Consider the following 19356-nt stretch of genomic DNA (forward strand, 5'->3'; position numbering starts at 1 on the left):
CCGCCACTTTACCGGCCGCCCTCCACGAGCCGAGGGGTGGCTGTGGGCACAGGGGTGCGGTGACCGGGGTCACGGCCTTGTGGCTCAGGCCGCGTACGTCCCCGCCGTCGGTGTCACCCTCGCGCTCAGGTGGTCGGCCATGCGGCGCAGGGTCTCGCGGCAGTCCGTGGAGTTCTCGCCCGTCACCACCCAGTGGGCGAGGCGGTCGGAGGTGTCCGCGTGGGGGGCCGCCGTCACCGGGTCGCCGGTGCGGCGGGTGAGGACCATGCGTTCGGCGGCCGGTTCGTGTTCGGCGGCGGGGTCCAGGTACAGGTGGGTCAGGCGGCCGGTCATGGCCGGGTAGGCGAACTGGACGGCGGCGGCCTGCTGTCGGGTGGGGGTCAGCTCCGGTTGCCGGCCGGTGGCCAGGGCGGCGGCGGCCCGGGCGAGGTCGACGCCGGTGGCCCGCTCCACCAGCATCGGGATCAGATCGCCGGGCAGATGCGGGGCGACGCCCAGGACGCGGGGGCCGCGGGGGGTCAGCCGGAGGGTGAGATGCACGACCGTGTGGGTCAGACCGAGGGCGCGTACGGCCCGCTCGACGCACTGGCGCAGGAAGCGGTTGTGCAGGAGCCCGTCGTGGGCGTGGACGCAGTGCCGCAGCGGGCGGCGGGCGGGCGCCGGCCCCGGGGCCGTCCGGGTGAGCGCCACGATGCGGACCTCGTCGTCCAGGACGACGGTCTCGGCGGACACCAGCGTCCCCTCGGTGTCCTCGGGCCCGGCCGTCGGCACCCGGTGCCGCAGCAGCAGCGCCCGTGACTCGGCGGGCTCGGCGCACACCGCGGCCGTCTCGTACGGCAGGCCCGGTAACCCCAGCCGGCCGGTGATCCGCGCGGCGGTGACCAGATGTTCCCGGCACCAGGTCAGCACGCCCCCGACCGGGCACCCGGCCGCGAACCGGACCACCGCCTCCGCCGTCTGCGCCTCCCGGGCCGGGTCGACGGCGAGGTGCCCGGACAGATGCGGGCGCGCCCAGGCGGGCGGTTCCGGGGCGACCAGGACCACCGGGCGGACCGCGGCGATCCGCGCCAGCGGGAACTCCCCGCAGGTCTCCAGGCGGCCGGCCCCCAGGACGACGACGGGCTGTGCCATGGGTGCCTGCACCTCCCTCGGGGGGCACGGCGGACGAGATACACCCCGGGTGCCGCTCCCCCATCGGCGGCACCCGGGGCGGGTCGGATCTTGCTCTCCGTGCCGTGATCCTCACCCACCGCGCCCCCAACTGTCAACGATTGCTGCGTAATTCGGCAGGGAGCGTTGTCACGTCTGGTCGCCGAACGGGCGAACGGGTAGCCTCGCGTCAGCCCAGCCACCGAACGGACGACAGGCCCAGGGGGGACCTCGGTGAGTGACGCCTACGTCTCGCTGGCCGATGTCCTGGACCGGCTCGGCGAGTTGACCGGCCGGCCCGGCCGGCTGCCGGAGACCCTCGACGTGGCCGGTCTCTCCTACCGCACCGGCGTCCCCGTCGGCATCGTCGTCGAACTCCTCTCCGGTGGCCGGGCACCCGAGACCTGCCTGGCCCAACGCGTGCGCCAGCGCCTGGACTTCATCCGGGAGACCCGGCGCCGGCCGGACGGCAAGCGGTACTCGCTGGACGAGCTGGCCAGGATCGCCGGCACCAGCCGGCAGTGGCTGAGCGAGTGGCGCAAGAGCGGCATGCCGAGCCTGGAACACACCGACCGGCTGCGCCGGTTCTTCGGCCTGCCCGCGGGCTTCTTCACCGCGGACGAGCCGGAGGCCCTGCACGAGGCGCTCCAGCCGGTGCTCCAGAGCCTGGAGGCAGAGGCGGACCCGCTGCTGCGGCTGCGCGAGAGCGGGCTGGTACGGCTGGCCGCCCGCGCCCCGCAGATGAACGCCCGGCAGCTGGCCACCCTGGCCGACCTGGCCGAGATGATCATCGCCTCGGAGCGGGCGGGGGACACCGGGCGTGCCTGAACGGAAGCACGCGAGGTCGCCCAAGCGCTTCCTCGACCGGCTGGTGCGCGACACCGCCCGGACCCTCACCCCGCCGACCACGCCGACCGCGTTCCTGCACGCGCTGTGCGCCACGCTCAGCCCGCAGCTGGACCGCCCGGTCCGGCTGAAGTTCGTCGCCTTCCCGGCGGGCCTGGACGTCTCCGGGATCACCCTCGCCCGGGACGAGGACTACATCGTCGTGGTCGAGGAACGGGCCCCGGACGCGCACAAGTTCGTCATCGCCGGACACGAGATCGGCCACATCCACTACGGCACGCTGGACGTGCACTACCCGGACGGCCTGCCCGCCGCCGCCCGCCGGTTGCTGACCCGCACCGACGACGACATCCCCTGGGACCGGGTGGTCGCCATGGCCACCCGCTCGCCCGCCGCGACGGCGGCCGAGGCCGAGTGGGAGGCCGAGGAGTGCGGGCTGCGCCTCGCGGCGAAGTTCCCCAAGGTCGTCGGGCCGGGCGCGGCCGGCCGGATGACCCAGGACACCCTCACCGACCGGCTCTCGTCCTCGCTCGGCAACATCGGCGGGCCCTGATGCGCTGGGACATCGCCGGCTCCTTCGCCGCCTACACCGTTCCGGCCGCTCTGCTGGCCGTGGCCTTCGTGATCAAAGTGCCGCTGCTGCGGCGCGCCTGGCAGGACCCGATCCTGCGGGCCACCGCCCTGCTGCTCGGCATCGGCGCGGTCACCTTCGCCTCGCTGCCGCCGGCCAACCTGCACCGCATCAACGTGCTCTCCGGCATCCCCAACTTCGCCGGGCTCTGGGTGTACTCGCTGCTGACCGCCTACTGCGGCGCGTGCCTGTGGCTCATCATCACCTGGCGGGAGCCGCCGTCCGCGGCCCGCCGCAGGCGCACCCGCCTGGTCTGGATGGCGTACGCCGTCATCATCGTCGGCCTGTGGACGACGTTCCTGCTCGGCGACCACCGCGAGGAGCGGCTGCGCGACCTCGACACCTACTACGCCGGCACGCCCTGGATGCGCGAGTTCGTGCTGCTCTACCTCGTCGCCCACCTGGTGTCCGCGCTGGTCGCGGCCGGCATGCTGTGGGCCTGGTACCGGGATGTCGAGGACACCTGGCTGCGCCGCGCGGTGATCTTCCTTCAGGAGGCGTACGCCCTCGGGCTCCTCTTCGACGTCGCCAAACTCGCGGCGATCGGCGCCCGCTGGAGCGGCCGGAACTGGGACTGGCTGTCCACGTACGTCGCCCCGCCGTTCGCCATCGCCGAGGCGGGCCTGGTGGCCGTGGCCTTTATCGCCGGACAGGCCGGCCCGCTGGTCGCGGAGCGCCGGCGGCTGGTGCGCACCCACCGGCGCCTGAAGCCGCTGTGGCAGATCATGCTGACCGTCACCCCGCCGGCGGCGCCCGCGACCGGCCGGGTCAGCGGCGCCGCCCTCCGCCTCGAACTGCGCCGGGCCGCCATCAACGACGGCCTGCTCAAGCTGGGCCCGCACCTGTGCGCGGCCCGGCGCGAGCGGATGCGGCAGGCGGCGACGGCGGCCGGCCACCCGGAGGCCGTCGCGCGGGCCATCGCGGCCGCGGTGGACATCGTCGTCGCGACCGAGGCGCTGCGCGCACCCGAGGACCGCGCCGGCGCGCCGGACCGGCGTCCCGGGCCGCCCTGCGTCCCCGAGAGTGAACTCGAGTGTGTCGCCAACGCCTTCCGGTTCCACGCGGCGGACATCGACAGGTTCCGCCGGGAGGCGGCCGCCACGGAAGGTCTCACCGCACATGCCTGACATACCCACCGCCCGCCGTACCGCCCTGGTCATCGGCGGCAGCACGGCGGGCATGCTCGCCGCGTCCGTGCTCGCCACCCGCTTCCACGAGGTGACGATCGTGGAGGCCGACCGGCTGCCGGCGGGCCCCGAGCCGCGCAAGGGCCTGCCCCAGGCCCGGCACGCCCATCTGCTGTGGTCCGGCGGGGTGGCCGCCCTGGAGGAACTGCTGCCGGGCATCACCGGGGAGCTGACCGCCCGGGGCGCCGGGCTCATCGGCGTGATGCGCGACCTGGTCAGCAAGGCGCCCTCCGGGCAGTGGTTCAGGCGGTTCGCCGACTCCCGGCACCACATGATCGTGTGCAGCCGGGACCTGCTGGACGCGGTGATCCGCGCCGACGTCCTCGCCCGGCGCCGGATCACGCTGCTCGACGGGGTCCGGGTGGCGGGCCTGGCCGGCGACCGGCACCGGGTGACCGGCGTCCGCGTGCCCTCCGGCCCGGACGGCCGACTCGCCACCCTGCGCGCCGACCTGGTGATCGACGCGAGCGGCCGCGGCTCCCAGGCGGACAACTGGCTCCAGGCGCTGGGTCACGCCCCGGTCGAGGAGCGGGTGGTCGACGCGGGCGTCGCCTACGCCAGCCGGATCTACGCGGCGCCCGGCGACACGGCGCTGCTGCGCTACCCGGTGGTGAACGTCCAGGCCGACCCCCGGGACGCGCCCGGCCGTGGCGGGGTCGTCGTACCGATCGAGGGCGACCGCTGGCTGGTCACGCTCTCCGGCACCCGGGGCGGCCGGCCCACCGCCGACCCCGACGCGTTCGAGCACTTCGCGCTCACCGGGCTGAAGGACCCGGTCATCGGCCGGCTCCTCGCCCAGGCGAAGCCGCTGACCGACCCGGTGACCACCCGCAGCACGGCCAACCGCCGCCGCTACTACGAGAAGAGCGAGACCTGGCCGGAGGGGTTCACCGTCCTCGGCGACGCCGTCGCCGGCTACAACCCGGTCTACGGCCACGGCCTGTCCGTCGCCGCGCAGAGCGCGCTCGCCCTCGGCCGGGCCCTCGACCGCCACGGCCCCACCGCCCCCGGCACCGCCCGCCGCATCCAGCGCGCGGTGGCCAGGCCCGTCGGCAATGCCTGGAACCTCGCGGTCGGCCAGGACGCCTACTACCCCGGGGCCGCGCCCCAGCCGCCGACCTTCGTCGAACGCCTCCTCACCGCCTACGTCGACAAGGCCGTGGCCGCCGGCTCCGGGAACCCGCACGCGCTGCGCGGTCTGCTCGACGTGATGAGCCTGCGCACCCCGCCGGGCCGCCTGTTCGCCCCCGACATGCTGTGGCACGTCGTCGCCGGCCCGCGCAAGGGCCCCCTGCCGGGCCCGCCCCTGACCGAGGCGGAACGCGAGGCGGCGGGCCTCGACTGACCGCTCGCACTCGGGGCAGGCGCCGGTGAAGGTGGCGCTGGACATTCGCGGCCCGTCGGTCCGCGGCCGGCGCCCCGGGGTGCCCCTCACGCCGCCACGTACGCCACCGGCTCGCTCCCGGCCACCGGCTCCGCCCGCCCCAGCCTCACCAGGCGGCGCAGGTGGGACTCGGCCTCCGAGACCGCGATGTTCCGGGAGCCGTAGGGGATGTCGGCCCAGGGGCGGTTCCACTCCATGCGGGCGGCGAGCTGCCAGGGGGTGAGCGGCTGGGCGAGGAGGGCGAGCAGGTTCGACAGCCGGCTCTCGTGGTGGCCGAGCAGCTCCCGCACCCGGCCCGGGGCGTCCGTGAAGGCGTGCTGATGGGCCGGGAGGATCTCGGCGGGGGCCAGCCGGCCGACCCGGTCCAGGGAGTCGAGATAGTCCCCAAGGGGGTCCCCCCGGTCGAGCGGAGCCGAGACCGGGGGAGGACCGATGGTGTTCGCGTCGTCCGGATCCTCGTACAGGCCGATGTGCGGGGTGATCCCGGGAAGCAGGTGGTCACCGCTGAACAGGCGGCCGTTTCCCGGGAGTTGCGCCGGATGCTCCTCCTCCAGGTGGAGGCAGACATGGCCGGGGGTGTGCCCCGGGGTCCAGATCGCGCGCAGCCGGCGGCCCGGCAGGTCGAGGAGTTCGCCGGGGACGATGTCCCGGTCCGGCAGGGCGGGGGAGAGGCCGGGCAGCGTCCGGTCGCGGGCCCGTCGCAGCGGCGCCACGTGCTCCTCGGGCGCGCCGGCCGCCGCCAGTTTGTCCGCCATGTACGAGAACCACCGCTCCGGCCGGCTCTCCCGCGCCCGGCGTACGATCGCCGTGTCGGCCGCGTGCAGCGCCACCCAGGCGCCGGACGCCTCGCGTACCCGCGCCGACAGCCCGTGGTGGTCCGGGTGGTGGTGGGTGACGACCACGCCGTACACCTCCGCGACCGCCGTACCGCAGGCCGCGAGCCCGGCCGCCAGGGTCTCCCAGGACGCCGGGTCGTCCCAGCCGGTGTCGATCAGCACCGGACCGCGGTCGGTGTCCACCACGTACACCAGCGTGTGCCCCAGGGGGTTGTCCGGAATGGGCACCTGAACGGCCCGCACACCCCCACCGTGATCGAACGTCCTCGCCATGCGCCCTCCACCCCGCCGCCGGCACCCCATGGCCATTGCCCACTATAACTAGAACTGATATCAGTTCTGAAACAGCGTCAGAAACAGGCGGTGCGGCGGGAGGCAGTCGGTCATGACCGAGCTCGTGGAACACGGACAGCTGTTCATCGGCGGGGAGTTGACCGACCCGCTGGGCCGGGACGTCATCGAGGTGATCTCCCCGCACACCGAGGAGGTCATCGGCCGCGTGCCGCACGCCTCCCGGGCGGACGTCGACCGGGCCGTGGCCGCAGCACGTCGCGCCTTCGACGAGGGGCCCTGGCCGCGCACCACGCTGGAGGAGCGGATCGAGGTCGTCACCCGGATCAAGGACGCCGTCGCCGCCCGGCACGAGGAGCTCGCCCGGGTGATCTCCGCCGAGAACGGCTCCCCGTACTCCTGGAGCGTCCTCGGCCAGGCGCTCGGCGCGATGATGGTGTGGGACGGGGCGATCAGGGTCGCCCGGGACTTCCGCTACGAGGAGCGCCGGGACGGTGTGCTCGGCCCGATCCTGGTCCGCCGCGAGCCCGTCGGCGTGGTGGCCGCCGTGGTCCCGTGGAACGCCCCGCAGTTCGTCGCCGCGGCCAAGCTGGGGCCCGCGCTGCTCACCGGCTGCACGGCCGTCCTCAAGCCGTCCCCGGAGTCCCCGCTGGACGCCTATCTCCTCGGCGAGATCGCCCGCGAGGCGGGTCTGCCCGAGGGCGTGCTGTCCATCCTCCCGGCCGACCGGGAGGTCAGCGAGTACCTGGTCGCCCACCCCGGCGTCGACAAGGTCGCCTTCACCGGCTCGGTCGCGGCCGGCAAGCGGGTGATGGAGGTCGCCGCCCGCAATCTCACCCGGGTCACCCTGGAACTGGGCGGCAAGTCGGCGGCGCTGGTGCTGCCGGACGCGGACCTGGAGGCGGCCGTCGCCGGGATCGTCCCGGCGGCCTGGATGAACAACGGCCAGGCGTGCGTGGCCCAGACCCGCATCCTCGTGCCGCGCGCCCGCTACGCCGAGTTCGCCGACGCCTTCGCGCAGGCCGCGAGTGCCCTGAAGGTCGGCGACCCGCTGGACCCGGCCACCCAGGTCGGCCCGCTGGTCGCCCGGCGCCAGCAGCAGCGCAGCCTCGACTACATCCGCATCGGCCAGGACGAGGGCGCCAAGGTACTCACCGGCGGCGGACGCCCGGCGGGCCTGGACCGCGGCTGGTACGTCGAACCCACCCTCTTCGGGGAGGTCGACAACTCCATGCGCATCGCCCGCGAGGAGATCTTCGGCCCGGTCATCTGCCTGCTGCCCTACGGCGACGAGCGGGAGGCCGTGCACATCGCCAACGACTCCGACTACGGCCTGTCCGGCAGCGTGTGGACGGCCGACGTCGAGCGCGGCGTCGAGATCGCCCGCCAGGTCCGCACCGGCACCTACTCCGTCAACACCTTCAGCCTGGACATGCTCGGCCCGTTCGGCGGCTACAAGAACTCCGGGCTGGGGCGGGAGTTCGGCCCGGAGGGCTACGGCGAATACCTCGAGCACAAGATGATCCACCTCCCGGCGGGGGCCTAGGAGCATGGGCGACCGCTGGCACGTCGAGGTCGACCGGTCGGTCTGCATCGGCTCCGCCCAGTGCCTCCATCACGCCCCGGCCGGCTTCCGCCTCGACTCCGCCCGCCAGTCGCACCCGGTCGGACCGGACGCGGACGCGAGCGAACACGTCCTGGCGGCGGCCGAGAACTGCCCGGTTGAGGCGATCGTGATCACGATGCTGGGCAGCGGTGAACCGGTGTTCCCGCCGGAGGACTAGGGCGGTCGGAGCGGCCTGGCGCCGGCCGGCCGGGGCCATGGCATCCCGGAGTGGGGAATTGGTGGCAAATGGCGGGTTCTGATAGGGGGTGCCCGGTATATGCTGGTATCAGCCTACGAGGCGAGTGAGGGAGTCCGACCGGAGTAGCCGACTCAGGCGGGATGCGAAGGCATCCGCCCGGGCCGACAGCGACGGTAGGGCTGAGAGGTCGAAAGGCAGCAGTCAGGCCGGACGACGACCCCCATTACCTGATCCGGACCATACCGGCGAAGGGAACCCGTCTCGTAGGTTTTCCATGTGCGCATCCGCGGGGGCCTTCTTCGGTGCCGTTTCGGCGGGGTTCTCCGAAGCGCACGGGCCGACCTGCCCCGTCCGGGATGCGGTGCCCGCCCGGCGCGGCGCGGGACGTGCTCGGGCAGCTGCTCGGGGTGCTGCGGGGCCGGAGGCGGCGGTGATCAGGGGTGGGCGGCCGGTTCCGTCAGGTCGATCAGGCGGCACACCGTCTCGATGTCTATCTTCACCTGGGCGATGGAGGCGCGGCCCGAGAGCCAGGTGATGAGGGCCGAGTGCCAGGTGTGCTCGATGACCCGGACCGCGGACAGCTGCTCGGGGGTGGGGTGCTCCAGGCCCATCGCGTCCAGGATGATCATCGTCGTCTGGCGGGACACCTGGTCGACCTCGGGCGAGACGCTGCGGTCGGCGAAGGTGAGGGCGCGGACCATCGCGTCGGCCAGATGCGGCTCGCGCTGAAGGGCCCGGAAGGCGCGCATCAGGGTGTCCGCGACCCGCTGGGCCGCCGTGTCGCCCGCCGGGGGCTTCTTGCGCAGGGTGCCGTGCATGTGCTCCAGCTGGTCCTGCATGGTGGCGACCAGCAGGTGCACCTTGGACGGGAAGTAGCGGTACAGCGTGCCGAGGGCGACCTGGGAGGACTCGGCGACCTCCCGCATCTGCACGGCGTCGAAACCGCCCCGGCTGGCCAGCTGTGCGCTCGCGTGCAGGATCCGGCGGCGGCGGGCCTCCTGCCGTTCGGTGAGGGGCGGCGCCGGGGGTCCCCCCGCGCGAGCGGAGCCGAGAGCGGGGGAAGGACGCGAACTGGCTTCCGCAGGCATGGGTCCCGTTCCGTGACAGTCGGTGAGAGCGTTTGCAGGGCTCGTGATCACACAGCATGGCAGGGCCGCGCGCCGTGGCGTGAATCACCTGATCCACTGCTCACAGCGCCCTTACCTGCCGGTAGATTCGGAGCCTCTTGGACGATCAAGTCTGAAACTTGTTCTAGATTAGCGTCCCGTCGTAGTCTCGCGGGACAGTGCTGGCAGAAGGGGGCACGGAGTGACCGCTGAGGCCCGGGAGGCGGGCGCCCAGGAGGACCCCGCATCCGACGGCGAGCGACCGCTCGACATCGCGCTCCTCACCTATAAGGGCAACCCGTTCTGCGGGGGCCAGGGTGTCTACGTACGGCACCTCTCCCGCGAGCTGGCCCGCCTCGGCCACCGGGTCGAGGTCATCGGTTCCCAGCCGTATCCGGTGCTCGACGAGGGCTACCCCCGGCTCACCCTCACCGAGCTTCCCAGCCTGGACCTCTACCGCCAGCCCGACCCCTTCCGCACCCCGAAGCGGGACGAGTACCGGGACTGGATCGACGCCCTCGAGGTGGCGACCATGTGGACCGGCGGCTTCCCCGAGCCGCTGACCTTCTCGCTCCGCGCCCGCCGCCATCTGCTGGCCCGCCGCGGCGAGTTCGACGTCGTCCACGACAACCAGACCCTGGGCTACGGGCTCCTGGGAGACATCGGCGCCCCCCTGGTCACCACCATCCACCACCCCATCACCGTCGACCGGCAACTGGAGCTGGACGCGGCCGGGAGCTGGCAGCGCCGCTACTCGGTGCGCCGCTGGTACGCCTTCACCCGCATGCAGAAGCGCGTCGCCCGCCGCCTGCCCTCGGTCCTCACCGTCTCCGGCACCTCCCGCCAGGAGATCGTGGACCACCTCGGCGTCCGCGACGACCGTATCCACGTCGTCCACATCGGCGCCGACACCGACCTGTTCGCGCCGAATCCGGCCGTCCCCGAGGTGCCGGGCCGGATCGTCACCACCTCCAGCGCCGACGTGCCGCTGAAGGGCCTGGTGTACCTCGTGGAGGCGCTCGCCAAGGTGCGCACCGAGCACCCGGCCGCCCACCTGGTCGTCGTCGGCAAGCGCCCGCAGGAGGGCCCGGTCGCGCAGGCGATCGAGCGGTACGGCCTGCACGGCGCCGTCGACTTCGTCAAGGGCATCTCCGACGCCGAACTGGTCGACCTGATCCGCTCCGCCCAGGTGGCCTGTGTGCCCTCCCTGTACGAGGGCTTCTCCCTGCCCGCCGCCGAGGCCATGGCCACCGGCACCCCGCTGCTCGCCACCACCGGCGGCGCGATCCCCGAGGTCGCCGGCCGCGACGGCGAGACCTGCCTGGCCGTACCGCCCGGTGACGCGGGGGCGCTGGCCGCCGGGCTCGGCCGGCTCCTCGGCGACCCGGAGCTCAGGGCGCGGCTCGGTCGCGCCGGCCGCGAGCGGGTGCTCCGGCACTTCACGTGGGCGCGGGCCGCCGAGGGCACGGTGGCCCGGTACCGCGAGGCCATCGCCCGCTCCACGGGCTCCCGCCGCTCCGCGGCAGGCGACAGCCCCGTCGCGCCCATGAGTCCCGGCCGCTCCGCGGCCCCGGCAAGTGTTGCAGGCGTCTCTTCCGAAAGCAGGGCCACGTGCTGACCGTCGACTTCTCCCGGTTCCCGCTCGCCCCGGGCGACCGTGTCCTGGACCTCGGCTGCGGGGCCGGCCGGCACGCCTTCGAGTGCTACCGGCGCGGTGCCCAGGTCGTGGCTCTGGACCAGAACGCCGAGGAAATCCGCGAGGTCGCCAAGTGGTTCGCGGCGATGAAGGAGGCCGGGGAGGCCCCCGAGGGCGCCACGGCCACCGCGATGGAGGGCGACGCGCTCGCGCTGCCGTTCCCGGACGAGTCCTTCGACGTCGTCATCATCTCCGAGGTGATGGAGCACATCCCCGACGACAAGGGCGTCCTCGCCGAGATGGTGCGCGTGCTCAGGCCGGGCGGGCGCATCGCCGTCACCGTGCCGCGCTACGGCCCGGAGAAGGTCTGCTGGGCGCTGTCCGACGCCTACCACGAGGTCGAGGGCGGCCACATCCGCATCTACAAGGCCGACGAGCTGATCGCGAAGATCCGTGAGGCGGGCCTGCGGCCGTACGGCACCCACCACGCGCACGCCCTGCACTCGCCGTACTGGTGGCTGAAGTGCGCGTTCGGCGTCGACAACGACAAGGCGCTGCCGGTGCGGGCCTATCACAAGCTGCTGGTCTGGGACATCATGAAGAAGCCGCTCGCCACCCGGGTCGCCGAGCAGGCGCTCAACCCGCTGATCGGCAAGAGCTTCGTGGTCTACGCGACCAAGCCGCACCTGCCCCGGCTCGCCGAGACCGACGAGGTGGCCGCCCAGTGACCACCCCCCGGACAGAGCACCTCGTCCTGCCCGGGGTCCTCACCGCCGAGCAGGCTGCCGCGACCGTCGCCGGCATCCTCGCCGTGCAGCGGGAGGACGGCGCGATCCCGTGGTTCCGAGGACACCACCTGGACCCCTGGGACCACACCGAGGCCGCCATGGCCCTGGACGCGGCCGGTGAGCACGAGGCCGCCGAGCGGGCGTACACCTGGCTCGCCCGGCACCAGAACGAGGACGGCTCCTGGTACGCCGCCTACGCCGACGGTGCCCACGACGACGTCACCGACCGCGCCCGCGAGTCGAACTTCGTCGCCTACATAGCCGTCGGCGTCTGGCACCACTACCTGTCCACGGGCGACGACACGTTCCTGGACCACATGTGGCCGACCGTCTACGCGGCCATGGAGTGGGTGCTGCGGCTTCAGCAGTCCGGCGGACAGATCGGCTGGCGGCGCGACGACGACGGTACGCCGACGGCGGACGCCCTGCTCACCGGCAGCTCCTCCATCCACCACGCCCTGCGCTGCGCCCTCGCCATCGCCGAGCAGCGCGAAGAGCCGCAGCCCGACTGGGAGTTGGCGGCCGGAGCGCTGCGCCATGCGATCCGCCGGCACCCCGAGCGCTTCCTGGACAAGGACCGCTACTCGATGGACTGGTACTACCCCGTCCTCGGCGGCGCCCTCACCGGAGCGGAGGCCAAGGCCCGCATCGAGGAGTCCTGGGACCGCTTCGTCGTCCCCGGCCTCGGCGTGCGTTGCGTGGTCCCCAACTCCTGGGTGACCGGCGGCGAGTCCAGCGAACTCGCCCTGGCCCTGTGGGCGGTGGGCGAGTCCGACCGGGCCCTGGAGATCCTCCAGTCCATCCAGCATCTGCGGGACCCGGCAAGCGGCCTGTACTGGACGGGCTACGTCTTCGACGACGACGCGATCTGGCCCCGTCAGCTGACCACCTGGACGGCCGGCTCGCTGCTGCTGGCCGTGGCCGCACTCGGCGGCCACGACGCCACCTGCGCGGTGTTCGGCGGCGAACACCTCCCGGCCGGCCTCGACCCGGACTGCTGCCGCTGAGAACTCAGTGCCGGTGCATCCGGTTGGCGATGGCGTGGCCCACGAACAGGTAGACCACGGCGGCGAGGCCGTATCCGGCGACCACACGGGCCCACGCCGCGTCGAAGGTGAACAGGTCGTGGGACCAGCCGGCCAGCCAGGCGGCCGCGTCGTGGACGAACTGCACCAGGCTGTTGGCCCGGTTCGCGTCCAGCAGGTACATCAGGATCCACAGGCCGAGGATGAAGGCCATGATGTCGGCGACGACCGCGATGACCGTGCCGGCCTGATTCGCGCCGTTGCGATATCGAGGAGACATACCTTCCGGATTGCCGGACGCCGGACCGTGAAACCCGAACGGCGTTTCCCGGGTGGCGCACGGCACCGCGCCGGGTGAGCCTGCCGGAGGAAACCGACCGCTCGGGGAGACACATCCGGAGGACCCCGTGCCCGTACCGATGCGGCGCCTCTTCGTGGTGCTCACCCTGTGCTGCGCCCTGTTGGCCGGTGCCACCGCCTGCGGGAGCGGTGCGAAGAGCAGCAGGAACGACACCGCGGCGGCCCAGGCCGTGCCGGCCGCCGACAGCCCCACCCCGACCACGTCCGCGGAGCGGCGCAAGTTCGCCAAGACGCGGTTCGTGGTGGACGCGGGCCTCGCCGCCGGTGCCGTCTACCAGTGGATCGTGAAGCCCTGGAAGGCCGGCAAGTTCAAGAAGGGCGCCAAGGGCCGCAGGCTGGCGCTGGTCAAGGCCGCGGTCGCCGGCGCCTTCGCCTACAACCGGCTCAAGGCGGCCCAGAAGAACGCCCAGGCCGATCCCACCCTCGCCAAGGCCCTCGCACCCCTCACCGGGGGCATCGAGGCCCTCAAGAACCTGCCGTCCAAGCTCCGCAAGGGCGACGAGAACGCGGCCGGCCCCTTCGACGACATCATCAACCAGGTCAAGGGGGCGGGCGAGAGCGCCGGCGCCCCCATCAAGGACCAGGTCCCCTCCGCCTCCCAGCTGGCCAAGGGTTAGGTCCTGTCGTCGCACTCCCGCCTGCCCCGCGACGCCGTGCACGCCCTCTCGCCTAGCCGTTCAGCTCCGCCAGCACCCGGAGCGTGTGCGGGTCCGGGGCCACGGCCAGCAGGTCCGTCACCGGGCCCGCGCGCCACGACTCCAGTCGCTCGGCGATGCGTTCGCGGGGCCCCACGAGCGAGATCTCGTCGGCGAAGGCGTCCGGCACGGCCAGGACGGCCTCCTCCCGGCGCCCGGCCAGGAACAGCTCCTGGATCCGCCGCGCCTCCTCCTCGTAGCCCATGCGGGCCATCAGCTCGGCGTGGAAGTTGCGGGCCACGTGCCCCATCCCGCCGATGTAGAAGCCGAGCATGGCCTTCACGGGCAGCAGCCCCTCGGCCACGTCGTCGCACACCTTCACCCGGGCCATCGGAGCGACCAGGAACCCCTCCGGCAACTTCCGCACCACGTCCCCGTACACCTCGGGCCGGCTGGGCGCCCAGTACAGCGGCAGCCAGCCGTCGGCGATCCGGGCCGTCTGGGCGACGTTCCGCGGCCCCTCGGCGCCGAGCAGTACGGGCAGGCCGGGACGCAGCGGATGGGTGATGGACTTCAGCGGCTTCCCCAGCCCCGTGCCGTCCGGCCCCCGGTACGGCAGCGGATGGAACCGCCCGTCCACCGCCACCGGCGCCTGGCGGCGCAGCACCTGCCGTACGACGTCCACGTACTCCCGGGTCGCGGTCAGCGGCGACGCCGGGAACGGGCGGCCGTACCAACCCTCCACCACCTGCGGTCCGGAGAGCCCGAGGCCGAGCAGTACGCGGCCGCCGGAGAGGTGGTCCAGGGTGAGCGCGTGCATCGCGGTGGTGGCCGGCGAACGGGCGGCCATCTGGGCAACCGCCGTACCCAGCTTGATCGTCGACGTCTGCGCGGCGATCCAGGTCAGCGTGGTGAAGGCGTCCGAGCCCCAGGACTCCGCCGTCCACACGGAGTCGTAACCGAGCCGTTCCGCCTCCCGGGCGAGCGGCACATGACCGGCGTCCGGGCCGCGTCCCCAGTAGCCGAGTGCGAGACCGAGCCGCATGCGCCTGCCTCCTGACGGTTCGTCAGATCCCAGCCGGGAGGCGACTGTACGACAACGGCCCCCCGCCCGGAAGGGGCGGGGGGCCGTTGCGGTACGGGTGTACGGCTCAGCCGCGCTGGATGCCGGACGTGTCCTGGAGCACGCCCCGGCGGCCGTCCTGGGTCTGCGCCACGAGCGTGGCACCGCGCTGCTCGACGGCCAGGTACCAGGTGCCCGGCGCCAGTTCGGCGATCGGGTTCGGCGAGCCGTCCTCCGAGAACAGCGGACGGGTCACCGGCACGGCGAACCAGAACGGGGAGAAGTCCCCGGCCGGAGGCTGAGCCCCCGGGGCGCCCGGCGCCGCCGGAGCGGGCTGGGCGGCCGGCGGCTGCTGGGCGAACGGCTGGCCCGGCTGCGGCTGGGCACCGTACGGCTGCTGCGGCTGGGCGCCCGGGTAGCCGTAACCACCGGGCGGCTGGGCGCCGTAGGGCTGCGGGGCGACCGGCTTGGGCGCCGGGACCAGGGCGGCCTGGAGGGCCGGGACCAAGGGGGTCGCGATGGCGGCCGCGGCCAGCAGCAGAGCGGCGATGAGGCCGAGGATCAGGCCGGCGCCGGCGTCGACGTTGAACCTTTCGTAGACGTTGAACCTTTCGTAGGCGTCTTCGAAGGCGCCCAGCGGGTCGATGATCGACCAGAAGGAGGTCCACGCGGCGAAGAGCGTGAAGGCGACGCCCACTTGGCCGAGGTCGAGGCCCGCGACCTTGCGCGGCTGCGGCAGGGTGCGAGCGACGACGATCAGGACCGCGCCGAGGATGCCGCCGACGTACATGCTCATCGCCAGGCCCAGGTTCTCCCAGGCGTTGGGGATGCCACTGCCGTCGGTGTCGAACGTGTCGAGGAACGACGCGATGAACAGCACCACCGCTGCTCCGATCACCACGCCGTCGCCTCTAGTGAGGGAGCGGATATTCACTTCAGGTCCTTCGTAGGTCGTCTCGTCGTCGGTAGACACTATCGTCCGCAAGATCCGGCTGTCCGGCCGGTTCCGCCCGACGGTCACGACTCGCGCAGGAAACTCACGATTCCCTCAGAGATCCCTTGCGCTGCCCGCTGCCGCCAGGCGCCGCTGGTCAGCAGTGCCGCGTCCTTGGTATCGCGCATGTTGCCGCACTCGATGAACACCTTGGGAACCGTTGACAGATTGAGACCGCCCAGGTCCGTGCGCGTGACGAGACCGGTACCTTCGCCGAGGTAGTTGGAGGGCGGCTCGCCGGTCTCGCGGAGGAAGTTGCCCGCGATCCGCACCCCGAGGTCGTGGGAGGGCCCGACGATGGCACGGGTGTCGGCGGCACCGGCGTGCACCGGTCCCGGCAGGATGACGTGGAAGCCGCGGTTGCCGGGGGCGGAGCCGTCGGCGTGCAGCGAGATGGCCGCGTCCGCGTGCGCGGTGTTCCCGATCCGGGCCCGCTCGTCCACACACGGTCCCCAGGCCGGGCTGTCGCCGTCATGGGTCAGCTTCACCGTGGCGCCCTGCTGCTCCAGGAGCGTCCGCAGCCGGTGCGCGAGGTCGAGGCTGAACCGCGCCTCGGTGTAACCGTCGTTGGTGGACGTCCCGGTGGTGTCGCACTCCTTGCGGTTCGTTCCGATGTCCACTTGGCGGTTGATCTCGGCCGTGTGCCGGAAGTTGCCCGGATTGTGCCCCGGGTCGATGACGACGACCTTCCCCTTGAGCGGGCCGGAGGCGTTCGGCCGGACGGAGGGCGAGACGGACGCCTTGTCGTCGCCCGGGGAGCCCTCCGGGGAGCCGGTGGGGTCCGCCGGCGCGGAGGACGGCGCGGAGCCGCGCGGGGTCGGCGCGCTGGGGGCCGTACGGTCCTCGCCGCCCGGCCCGCCGCCGCCCACCGTCTGGTACACCACCCACCCGAGCAGCGCACCGGGCACCAGCGCGGCGAGCGTCACGGTCAGCGGCCCCCGGCGGGGCCGTCGGGGCTGCGGGGGATCGAAGTCCGGGCCTGTGTACGACACGTCTGCGACTCTAACCGGGGGCTCAGATCCCCGCTCCCGTTCGCCGCAGCACGCGCAGCGAGCCGGTCACCGAGACCTCTGTGAACGCCCCGGACTCCAGCGCCCGCAGGTACACCCGGTACGGCGCCTGGCCGGTGAACTCGTCCTCCGGGTGCGGGAAGACGTCGTGGACGACCAGCAGGCCGCCCTCGGCCACATGGGGGGCCCAGCCCTCGTAGTCGGCGGTCGCGTGCTCGTCGGTGTGACCGCCGTCGACGAACACGAACCCGAGCGGGGAGTTCCAGATCTTCGCGATCTGCGGGGAGCGGCCGACGAGGGCGACCACATGCTCCTCCAGGCCCGCCCTGAACAGCGTGCGGCGGAAGGCGGGCAGCGTGTCCATCAGGCCGATCTCGGGGTCGACCGTCTCCGGGTCGTGGTAGTCCCAGCCGGGCTGCTGCTCCTCGCTGCCCCGGTGGTGGTCGACGGTCAGTGCCGTGACCCCGGCCGCGCGGGCCGCGTCGGCGAGCAGCACGGTGGACCGGCCGCAGTACGTGCCGACCTCCAGCAGCGGCAGCCCGAGCCGGCCCGCCTCCACCGCCGCCCCGTACAGGGCCAGACCCTCGTCCAGGGGCATGAACCCCTTGGCCGCCTCGAACGCGGCCAGAATCTCGGGCTTGGGGGCGGGGGCGGGCATGGGGGTGCCTTTCGGTCGTGCGACTGTCCGACCGCCCATGCTGCCGCACCCCCGGCCACGGAGGTGACAGGGGGTGCGGGAAAAAGGGGCGCGGGGAACTGCGCGATCGACCACGATGGCGCCGCAGCCCCCGGACGGCACGCCGCGGCACTCCGCTAGACGTCCACCGTCTCCCCCGGTAGTGAAAGATCCAGATCGACAGCCCGCTCCTCACCGGGATGCGTCGCCGAAGAAGCCAGCGGCCCATGGCCGGCGGCCGTCGCGGCCAGCACGTACGCCCCCTCGCCCGGCACCGCGAGGACATAGCTGCCGTCCGCCCCGGAGAGCGTCGCGCCCGCCTGCCGCCCCCGCCGGTCGATCAACGTGACCTTGGCCCGGGCCACCGGAGCGCCGTCGGCGCCCAGCACCCGCCCCCGGAAGCCGCGCAGGACCTCCTCGGCCCGCTCCAGCGAGGCGTCCTCCTCGCTGGAGGCCCGCAGCTGCGTGTGCTGCCGGGCCGGACGGGGAGCCTTGGGCAGGAAGATCGCCAGCAGCAGGCCCACCGCCACCGCGGCGGTCGCGATCAGGAACGAGACCCGGAAGCCGTGCATGGTCGGGATCTCGACGCCGCCCACGTTGTTCGCGGTGTTGGCCAGCACCATGCCGATGACGGCGCTGGAGACGGACGTACCGATGGAGCGCATCAGGGTGTTCAGGCCGTTGGCCGCGCCCGTCTCCGAGGCCGGGACCGCGCCGACGATCAGCGCGGGCAGCGAGGAGTAGGCGAGGCCGATGCCGGCGCCGAGGACCACGGAGGTGACGATCGTCTGCCAGGCCGCGTCCATCAGGCCGAGGCCGCCGCCGTAGCCGAGCGCGATGATGAGCATGCCGATGATCAGGGTGGTCTTGGGGCCGTAGCGCGCGGACAGGCGGGCGTAGACCGGCGCGGTGAACATCATCGTCAGGCCGAGGGGGGCCACGCACAGGCCCGCGACGACCATGGACTGGCCGAGGCCGTAGCCGGTGGCCTTCGGCAGCTGGAGCAGCTGCGGCAGGACCAGCGAGACGACGTAGAAGCTGACGCCGACCATGATCGAGGCGAGGTTGGTGAGCAGCACCTCGCGGCGGGCGGTGGTGCGCAGATCGACCAGCGGTGCCTGGATGCGCAGCTCGTACAGGCCCCACAGGGCGAGCACGACCACGGACGCGGCGAACAGGCCGAGGGTGGTGCCGGAGGACCAGCCCCAGTCGCTGCCCTTGGTGATGGGCAGCAGGAGGAGGACCAGGCCGGTGGAGAGGCCGAGCGCGCCGAGCACGTCGAAGGAGCCCTCGGCGCGCATCGGGGACTCGGGCACGACGAGGAGGGTGAGGACGATGGCGAGCACGCCGAGGCCGGCGGCGCCGTAGAACAGGGCGTGCCAGTCCATGTGCTGCGCGACCAGGGCCGCGGCGGGCAGCGCGAGGCCGCCGCCGACGCCGATCGAGGAGCTCATCAGGGCCATGGCCGAGCCGAGCTTCTCGCGCGGCAGCATGTCCCGCATCAGGCCGATGCCGAGCGGGATGGCGCCCATGGCGAAGCCCTGGAGGGTACGGCCCACGATCATGGTGAGCAGCTCGCTGGTGAGCGCGCTGACCAGGGCGCCGACCACCATCACGGCGAGGCTCAGGACGAGCATGCGGCGCTTGCCGTAGAGGTCGCCGAGCCGGCCCATGATCGGGGTGGCGACGGCGCCGGACAGCAGGGTCGAGGTGAGCACCCAGGTGGCGTCGGTCGGGGCGGTGTCCAGCAGCTGCGGCAGGTCCTTGATGACCGGCACGAGCAGGGTCTGCATCACCGCGACGACGATGCCCGCGAAGGCGAGCACCGGGACCACGGCTCCGCCCGCTCTCCGGGTGGGCTGGTCGGTCGTCGTGTCTGTCATGGGGTGAGGCCTTCCGCGTGTCATAAGTGCGGGGTAAACCTCGTATGCACA

19 protein-coding genes are annotated in these 19356 nt (G+C 73.1%); 10 read left to right on the forward strand and 9 right to left on the reverse strand.

What is annotated here, in order from left to right; translation table 11 throughout:
• Nucleotides 1–84 precede the first annotated feature (84 nt).
• Complete coding sequence (locus ACZ7DL_RS11575) at nt 85–1131, reverse strand: hypothetical protein (RefSeq protein ID WP_470773444.1); 1047 nt, start codon at nt 1129–1131, stop codon at nt 85–87.
• 252 nt (nt 1132–1383) lie between these two features.
• Between ACZ7DL_RS11575 and ACZ7DL_RS11580 the strand changes: the two genes are divergently transcribed.
• Genes ACZ7DL_RS11580 through ACZ7DL_RS11595 form a run of 4 tightly spaced genes read left to right on the forward strand, consistent with a single transcriptional unit; the run spans nt 1384 to nt 5158 of the window.
• Complete coding sequence (locus tag ACZ7DL_RS11580; RefSeq protein WP_470773446.1) at nt 1384–1977, forward strand: helix-turn-helix domain-containing protein; 594 nt, start codon at nt 1384–1386, stop codon at nt 1975–1977.
• Nucleotides 1970–2548 (forward strand): hypothetical protein, encoded by a 579-nt coding sequence (locus ACZ7DL_RS11585; protein ID WP_470773448.1) that lies wholly within the window; start codon nt 1970–1972, stop codon nt 2546–2548. The genes ACZ7DL_RS11580 and ACZ7DL_RS11585 overlap by 8 nt, the downstream gene beginning before the upstream one ends.
• Complete coding sequence (locus ACZ7DL_RS11590) at nt 2548–3753, forward strand: MAB_1171c family putative transporter (RefSeq protein ID WP_470773449.1); 1206 nt, start codon at nt 2548–2550, stop codon at nt 3751–3753. Before ACZ7DL_RS11585 ends, ACZ7DL_RS11590 begins: the two co-directional genes overlap by 1 nt.
• Complete coding sequence (locus ACZ7DL_RS11595; RefSeq protein ID WP_470773451.1) at nt 3746–5158, forward strand: FAD-dependent monooxygenase; 1413 nt, start codon at nt 3746–3748, stop codon at nt 5156–5158. The genes ACZ7DL_RS11590 and ACZ7DL_RS11595 overlap by 8 nt, the downstream gene beginning before the upstream one ends.
• Before the next feature lie 86 nt (nt 5159–5244).
• Here ACZ7DL_RS11595 and ACZ7DL_RS11600 read toward each other — a convergent pair whose 3' ends face one another.
• Complete coding sequence (locus tag ACZ7DL_RS11600) at nt 5245–6306, reverse strand: MBL fold metallo-hydrolase (protein ID WP_470773453.1); 1062 nt, start codon at nt 6304–6306, stop codon at nt 5245–5247.
• A 112-nt stretch (nt 6307–6418) separates the two neighbouring features.
• Here ACZ7DL_RS11600 and ACZ7DL_RS11605 point away from each other — a divergent pair, with 112 nt between their 5' ends.
• Both ACZ7DL_RS11605 and ACZ7DL_RS11610 read left to right on the forward strand, forming a co-directional pair.
• On the forward strand, nt 6419–7870 hold the full coding sequence (locus ACZ7DL_RS11605; RefSeq protein ID WP_470773454.1) for an aldehyde dehydrogenase: 1452 nt from the start codon (nt 6419–6421) through the stop codon (nt 7868–7870).
• Nucleotides 7871–7874: 4 nt separating this feature from the next.
• Nucleotides 7875–8108, forward strand: a complete 234-nt coding sequence (locus ACZ7DL_RS11610) for a ferredoxin (RefSeq protein WP_470773457.1) — start codon at nt 7875–7877, stop codon at nt 8106–8108.
• Nucleotides 8109–8563: 455 nt separating this feature from the next.
• On the opposite strand, the gene ACZ7DL_RS11615 is transcribed toward ACZ7DL_RS11610, so the two are convergent.
• Nucleotides 8564–9217, reverse strand: coding sequence for a TetR family transcriptional regulator (locus ACZ7DL_RS11615; protein ID WP_470773458.1), 654 nt, complete (start codon nt 9215–9217; stop codon nt 8564–8566).
• Between the two features lie 220 nt (nt 9218–9437).
• Here ACZ7DL_RS11615 and ACZ7DL_RS11620 point away from each other — a divergent pair, with 220 nt between their 5' ends.
• Genes ACZ7DL_RS11620 through ACZ7DL_RS11630 form a run of 3 tightly spaced genes read left to right on the forward strand, consistent with a single transcriptional unit; the run spans nt 9438 to nt 12666 of the window.
• A complete protein-coding gene (locus ACZ7DL_RS11620) occupies nt 9438–10853 on the forward strand; it encodes a glycosyltransferase family 4 protein (protein WP_470773460.1) in 1416 nt (471 codons plus the stop codon).
• Nucleotides 10847–11599, forward strand: a complete 753-nt coding sequence (locus ACZ7DL_RS11625; RefSeq protein WP_470773462.1) for a class I SAM-dependent methyltransferase — start codon at nt 10847–10849, stop codon at nt 11597–11599. The genes ACZ7DL_RS11620 and ACZ7DL_RS11625 overlap by 7 nt, the downstream gene beginning before the upstream one ends.
• A complete protein-coding gene (locus ACZ7DL_RS11630) occupies nt 11596–12666 on the forward strand; it encodes a prenyltransferase/squalene oxidase repeat-containing protein (RefSeq protein WP_470773464.1) in 1071 nt (356 codons plus the stop codon). Before ACZ7DL_RS11625 ends, ACZ7DL_RS11630 begins: the two co-directional genes overlap by 4 nt.
• Nucleotides 12667–12670: 4 nt before the next feature.
• On the opposite strand, the gene ACZ7DL_RS11635 is transcribed toward ACZ7DL_RS11630, so the two are convergent.
• Nucleotides 12671–12964, reverse strand: coding sequence for a hypothetical protein (locus tag ACZ7DL_RS11635; protein WP_470773466.1), 294 nt, complete (start codon nt 12962–12964; stop codon nt 12671–12673).
• A 127-nt stretch (nt 12965–13091) separates the two neighbouring features.
• Here ACZ7DL_RS11635 and ACZ7DL_RS11640 point away from each other — a divergent pair, with 127 nt between their 5' ends.
• On the forward strand, nt 13092–13661 hold the full coding sequence (locus ACZ7DL_RS11640) for a hypothetical protein (protein WP_470773468.1): 570 nt from the start codon (nt 13092–13094) through the stop codon (nt 13659–13661).
• Nucleotides 13662–13713: 52 nt separating this feature from the next.
• On the opposite strand, the gene ACZ7DL_RS11645 is transcribed toward ACZ7DL_RS11640, so the two are convergent.
• From ACZ7DL_RS11645 to ACZ7DL_RS11665, 5 genes are all read right to left on the reverse strand, one after another.
• On the reverse strand, nt 13714–14724 hold the full coding sequence (locus tag ACZ7DL_RS11645) for an LLM class F420-dependent oxidoreductase (RefSeq protein WP_470773470.1): 1011 nt from the start codon (nt 14722–14724) through the stop codon (nt 13714–13716).
• 106 nt (nt 14725–14830) lie between these two features.
• Nucleotides 14831–15676: a hypothetical protein gene (locus ACZ7DL_RS11650; protein ID WP_470773472.1), complete on the reverse strand. Its 846-nt coding sequence runs from the start codon at nt 15674–15676 to the stop codon at nt 14831–14833.
• A gap of 83 nt (nt 15677–15759) precedes the next feature.
• Entirely contained in the window at nt 15760–16728 is a 969-nt protein-coding gene (locus tag ACZ7DL_RS11655) for an N-acetylmuramoyl-L-alanine amidase (protein WP_470773474.1), read from the reverse strand.
• Nucleotides 16729–16750: 22 nt separating this feature from the next.
• Complete coding sequence (locus ACZ7DL_RS11660; RefSeq protein ID WP_470773476.1) at nt 16751–17404, reverse strand: class I SAM-dependent methyltransferase; 654 nt, start codon at nt 17402–17404, stop codon at nt 16751–16753.
• Between the two features lie 155 nt (nt 17405–17559).
• Nucleotides 17560–19305: an MFS transporter gene (locus ACZ7DL_RS11665; RefSeq protein WP_470773478.1), complete on the reverse strand. Its 1746-nt coding sequence runs from the start codon at nt 19303–19305 to the stop codon at nt 17560–17562.
• Nucleotides 19306–19356: the final 51 nt, after the last annotated feature.

It is taken from the genome of Streptomyces sp. NPDC036984 (assembly GCF_055607665.1).

Excerpts from the sequence above, each read along its gene's own strand:
- ACZ7DL_RS11605 (WP_470773454.1), top strand. The coding sequence starts at position 6,419 with ATGACCGAGCTCGTGGAACACGGACAGCTGTTCATCGGCGGGGAGTTG.
- ACZ7DL_RS11590 (WP_470773449.1), top strand. The coding sequence starts at position 2,548 with ATGCGCTGGGACATCGCCGGCTCCTTCGCCGCCTACACCGTTCCGGCC.
- ACZ7DL_RS11660 (WP_470773476.1), bottom strand. The coding sequence starts at position 17,404 with ATGCCCGCCCCCGCCCCCAAGCCCGAGATTCTGGCCGCGTTCGAGGCG.
- ACZ7DL_RS11610 (WP_470773457.1), top strand. The coding sequence starts at position 7,875 with ATGGGCGACCGCTGGCACGTCGAGGTCGACCGGTCGGTCTGCATCGGC.
- ACZ7DL_RS11575 (WP_470773444.1), bottom strand. The coding sequence starts at position 1,131 with ATGGCACAGCCCGTCGTCGTCCTGGGGGCCGGCCGCCTGGAGACCTGC.
- ACZ7DL_RS11635 (WP_470773466.1), bottom strand. The coding sequence starts at position 12,964 with ATGTCTCCTCGATATCGCAACGGCGCGAATCAGGCCGGCACGGTCATC.
- ACZ7DL_RS11600 (WP_470773453.1), bottom strand. The coding sequence starts at position 6,306 with ATGGCGAGGACGTTCGATCACGGTGGGGGTGTGCGGGCCGTTCAGGTG.
- ACZ7DL_RS11595 (WP_470773451.1), top strand. The coding sequence starts at position 3,746 with ATGCCTGACATACCCACCGCCCGCCGTACCGCCCTGGTCATCGGCGGC.
- ACZ7DL_RS11665 (WP_470773478.1), bottom strand. The coding sequence starts at position 19,305 with ATGACAGACACGACGACCGACCAGCCCACCCGGAGAGCGGGCGGAGCC.
- ACZ7DL_RS11615 (WP_470773458.1), bottom strand. The coding sequence starts at position 9,217 with ATGCCTGCGGAAGCCAGTTCGCGTCCTTCCCCCGCTCTCGGCTCCGCT.
- ACZ7DL_RS11645 (WP_470773470.1), bottom strand. The coding sequence starts at position 14,724 with ATGCGGCTCGGTCTCGCACTCGGCTACTGGGGACGCGGCCCGGACGCC.